General features: G+C 68.3%; 1 protein-coding gene. It reads right to left on the reverse strand.

What is annotated here, in order from left to right; genetic code table 11:
• On the reverse strand, positions 1-5,180 hold a 5,180-nt coding region (locus ACWEO2_RS44110; RefSeq protein WP_452410847.1), incomplete at both ends, for an SDR family NAD(P)-dependent oxidoreductase.

Raw genomic sequence — 5,180 nt, forward strand, 5'->3', positions numbered from 1 at the left:
CCCGCAGCCGCCTGCGAATGCCCGATATTCGACTTCAACGAACCGATCCGCAACGGCTCCGCACGGCCCTGCCCATACGCCGCGATCAACGCCTGCGCTTCGATCGGATCACCCAGCGGGGTGCCTGTCCCGTGGGCTTCCACCGCGTCGACATCGGTCGGATCCAGTCCGGCGGCGGCCAGCGCCGCCGCGATCACACGCTCCTGTGACGGACCGTTCGGGGCCGAGAGGCCATTCGAAGCGCCGTCCTGGTTCACCGCTGAACCCCGGATCACGGCAAGCACGTTGTGTCCCAACCGCTTCGCATCCGAGAGCCGCTCCAACACCAGCACACCGACACCCTCGGCCCAGCCCACACCATCGGCCGACGCCGAAAACGCCTTACACCGCCCATCCCGCGACAACCCACGCTGCCGGGAAAATTCCATGAACATGAACGGCGTCGCCATCAGTTGGACGCCGCTGGCGAAGGCGAGGGAGCTCTCGCCCTGACGCAGCGCCTGACAGGCCAGATGGATCGCGACCAGCGACGACGAACATGCCGTATCCACCGTCACCGCAGGGCCTTCCAGACCCAACGTGTACGACACCCGGCCCGAGACGACACTGCCCGCCGAACCAGTACCCACGTACCCCTCGGCCACCGGACCCGCCGCCTTGGCGATCTGCTCGTAGTCCTGATATGAGACGCCGACGAAGACGCCGGTATCACTGCCGCGCAGGGCGAACGGATCGATTCCCGCGTCCTCCAACGCTTCCCACGACGCCTCGAGCAGCAACCGCTGCTGCGGATCCATCGCCGACGCCTCACGCGGACCGATACCGAAGAACCCGGCATCGAAATTCCCGACACCGGAGATGAATCCGCCGTGGCGCAGGTAAGACGTGCCCGAATGGTCGGGATCGGGATGGAACAACCGGTCGAGATCCCAGCCGCGATCGGTCGGGAATTCGCCGATCGCGTCGATTCCGGATGCCACCACATCCCATAGCTGTTCCGGTGATTCGATGCCCCCCGGGTAGCGACAGCTCATCCCCACGATCGCGATCGGCTCGTCGGTGCGGATCCGGCGTGCGGGGCGTTTGGCAACGCGGTTCGCATCGACGTCCACGTCACCGACGCGCGATCGCACGAACGACGCCACGGCCGCGGCCGTGGGGTAGTCGAATACCAGCGTCGAGGGCAACGCCACCCCGGTGGCCTTGGCGAGGCGGTTGCGAAACTCCACCCCCGCCAGCGAATCGAAGCCGATCTCGTTGAACGGCGCGGCGGGATCGATCGCCTCACCCGAGATATGCCCGAGTACTCCGGCGACCTGCTCGCGCACCACGTCGAGCACGATCGTCTCGCGTTCCTGCGCGGGGGCGGCGGCCAGCCGCAGCGCCAACGTGCCGCTCGCGTCCGCGGTGCGCCGCACGGGCACCGACACGATCGAGTGCAACATCCGGGGCAGCGATCCGTCGCGGGCCTGCGCCGCCAATGTCTCGGTATCGAATTCGGCGCCGACCACGGTCGATGCGCTCGCCGCGAGCGCGCGATCGAACAGTGCCAAACCGTCCGCCGTCGCCAACGGACGCGCGCCCAGCTGACCCAACCGCGCCATCGCCGCGCTGCCGAGACCGCTGGTCATCCCGCCGGCCTGGTTCCAGGAGCCCCACGCGATCGACACGGCGGGCAGCCCCGCGACCCGCCGGTCGGCTGCCAGCGCGTCCAGGAACGCGTTGGCAGCCGCGTAGTTGCCCTGGCCCGGCGATCCGATCACCCCGGCGATCGAGGAGAACAGCACGAACGCCGACAGATCCTGCTCGCTGGTCAGCTCGTGCAGGTGCCAGGCGGCGTCGGCCTTGGCGGTGAGTACTCGGTCCACCTGTTCGGCGGACAGGGTCTCGATGGTGCCGTCGTCGAGCACGCCGGCCGAATGGATCACCGCACTCGGCGTGAATTCGCCGGACAACTCGGTCAGCAGCGCCGCCAGGGCCGCACGGTCGCCGACATCACATGCCGCGACCCGCACCTGCGCACCGGCAGCGGTCAACTCCGACACCAAATCCGTTGCGCCGTCAGCACGCTCACCGCGCCGCGACACCAAGACCAACCGCCGCACACCGTGTGTTTCGACGATATGGCGCGCCACCAGCGCGCCCAAACCACCGGTGCCACCGGTGATCAGCACCGCACCGGTACCGAATGCGTCCTCGACGGTTGCGGTCGAGCCGGACTGCCGCCGCAACCGCGGCGCCAGCAAACCGCCATCGCGGGCGGCGAGCTGTGGTTCATCCGAACGCACGGCCGCGGCGATCAGATCAGCGGTCGGATCGACGTCGGCGCGCACATCGAGGAGCACGAACCGCTCCGGGTGCTCGAACTGCGCACTGCGCACCAGGCCCCGCACCGCCGCTGCGGCCGGATCCGGCGCCTCGCCCGATACGCCGACAGCACCGCGCGTGAGCACCACCAGCCGGGAATCGTGTAACCGTTCCTGCGCCTGCCAGCTCTGCAAGAATTCCAATGCCGCACGCACCCACGCACGAGTGCGCGTTGCGGTATCGGCATCGGCGTCCCCGGCCGGTGACCATACGACGATCTCCGGAGTCTGATCGGCTTCGAGCAGTTCGGCGAGCCCGTCATACGAATGAGCCACGCCCGTAATGTGTTCGGTGCCGAGAACTGCCACCGACGTCGCCGCGATAGTTCCGGTCGACACCGGCACCCACTCGATGTCCGAGAGCGACGCACGCCGGCCGGCCCCGCTGTTCAACGCCTTGGCATCGACGGGACGGGCGGTGAGCGATTCGAGGCTCAATACCGGCTCACCCGTTTCATCGAACGCGGCGACCCGGATTCGACCGGCGCTCAACCGAGTCAGTCGAACCCGGACTGCCGTCGCACCGGCGCGGTACAACCGCACTCCGGCGAACGAGAACGGCAGCGGCAACCGCCCCGACGGCATGTCCTGCGCCAGCCCAGCGATGGCGGCATGGAAGGCGGCGTCGAGCAGTGCCGGGTGAATCCCGAACAACGCGGTGGAAGCTCCGTTTTCGTCGCCGACGACGACCTCGGCGAGGAGGTCGTCACCGTCGCGCCAGACCGAGGTGACCCCCTGGAATGCGGGACCGTAGCCCAATCCCAGATCGGCCAGGTGGGTGTAGAGCCCGTCGTGCGGCTCCGGTTCCGCCCCGGCGGGCGGCCATTCGTCCGCCGAGCCGTGCCGTCCCGCCTCGACCCACGTGGGCACGGCAGACGCAGCGGGGGCCAGTACCCCGCTGGCGTGCGAAATCCATTCGGCCGCAGCGGCATCCGGCTCGGTGATGCCGCGCGAGTAGATCACGAACCGGCGTCGGCCCGCGTCATCGGCGGGCTCGACGGCGACCTGGATATCGACGGCGGTATCGCCCTCGAGCATCAGCGGTCCTTCGAGCAGCAGTTCCTCGACGAAACCGGCATCGAGCCGCGCACCCGCGCTCAGTGCGAGTTCGACGAATCCGGCGCCCGGCAGCAGCACCGAGCCGAAAACCGTGTGATCGGCGAGCCATGGCTGCGTCCGCAGCGACACGCTGGCAGTGAACAGGCATTCGTCCTTGCCCGCCAGGGGCACGACGCCGGTCAAGATCGGATGGTCGGGCGCTCCTGCCGAAGACGAAGCACCGGCGAACGGCTCCAACCAGTACCGCTGACGCTGAAACGCGTACGTGGGCAAGGACACTCGACTCGGCGAACGGCCCGCGAACAATGCGCGCCAGTCGACGTGGATACCGGCGCTATGCGCTTGCGCCAACATCGTCAGGTACTGCATCACCTCGTCGACCGAGCGCCGAGACGCGGCGGCCACCAGCGCATCCGCCTCGAGGTCCGGGTGCCGGGCCAGGCATTGACGTGTCAGCGACGCCAGCACCGCGTCCGGGCCGACCTCGACGAACCGCCGCACCCCGTCGGCGACGAGAGTGTCGACGCCGGGTGCGAATCGCACACAGCCGCGCACCTGGGCAGCCCAATATTCCGGATCGGTCACCTCGGCGCCCGCGATGGCACCGGAGATGTTCGACACCATCGCGATCGCGGGTGTCCGATACGTCAACCCGGCGGCGACAGTGCGGAATTCGGCCAGCATGGCATCCATCCGCGCCGAATGGAACGCATGGCTCACCCGCAACCGCGAGGTCTTGACGCCAGCACCGGACAACTCGAGCTCCGCCGCCTCGACGACGTCCAGATCGCCGGACAGCACGACCGAGGCCGGACCGTTCAGCGCCGCGACCGACAGGCGATCCCCATATGTCGCGACGAGTTCGGCGGCCCGCTCCGCGGTCACAGCTGCCGCGAGCATCGCGCCGCCTTCGGGTAACGCACCCATCAGCCGACCGCGCGCGACCACCAACGCGCACGCATCCTCGAGCGACCACACCCCCGCCACATACGCCGCCACCAACTCACCGATCGAATGCCCGATCAACACATCCGGTGTCACACCGAAGGACTCGATCAACCGGAACAGCGCCACCTCGAACGCGAACAAACCAGGCTGGGTGAACTCGGTGCGATGCAACAACTCACCATCACCGCCACCGAACACAACCTCGCGCAACGAAACACCCGGCAAGGACGCACCCAGCAACCGGTCGAACTCAGCACACAACTCATCGAACACCGCAGCGAAAACCGGGAACGCCGCATACAACCCCGCCCCCATACCCACCCGCTGCGCACCCTGCCCCGTAAACAGGAAGGCGACCTTCCCCCGCATCGGCGTGCCCGGCAGCACCGAACCGGATGTCAGATCCGCCAACCCGGCCAGCAATTGCTCGCGATCGCGGCCGAGCACCACGGCGCGCCGGTCCCACTGTGCCCTGGTTTCGATCAACGAAGAGGCCACACTCCACAGGTCCGCATCGGGATTGTCGATCAGCCACTGCCGCAACCGCTTCGCCTGACCCGGTAGCGCGTCGGCGGTCTTGGCCGACACCAGCAGCGGCACCAGATCCGCCCGGATGGGAACACCATCGTCGGTGGTCTCGTCATCGGACGGTGCGACCGTCGCGGGCGCTTCCTCGAGCACGATGTGGGCGTTGGTGCCGCTGATGCCGAAGGAGGACACCCCCGCGCGCCGCACCCGGTCCACCGAGGCAGGCCACGGATGCGCCTCGGCCAGAATCCGCACCGACCCCGCAGACCAATCCACATG

Source organism: Nocardia sp. NPDC004278, assembly GCF_053602975.1.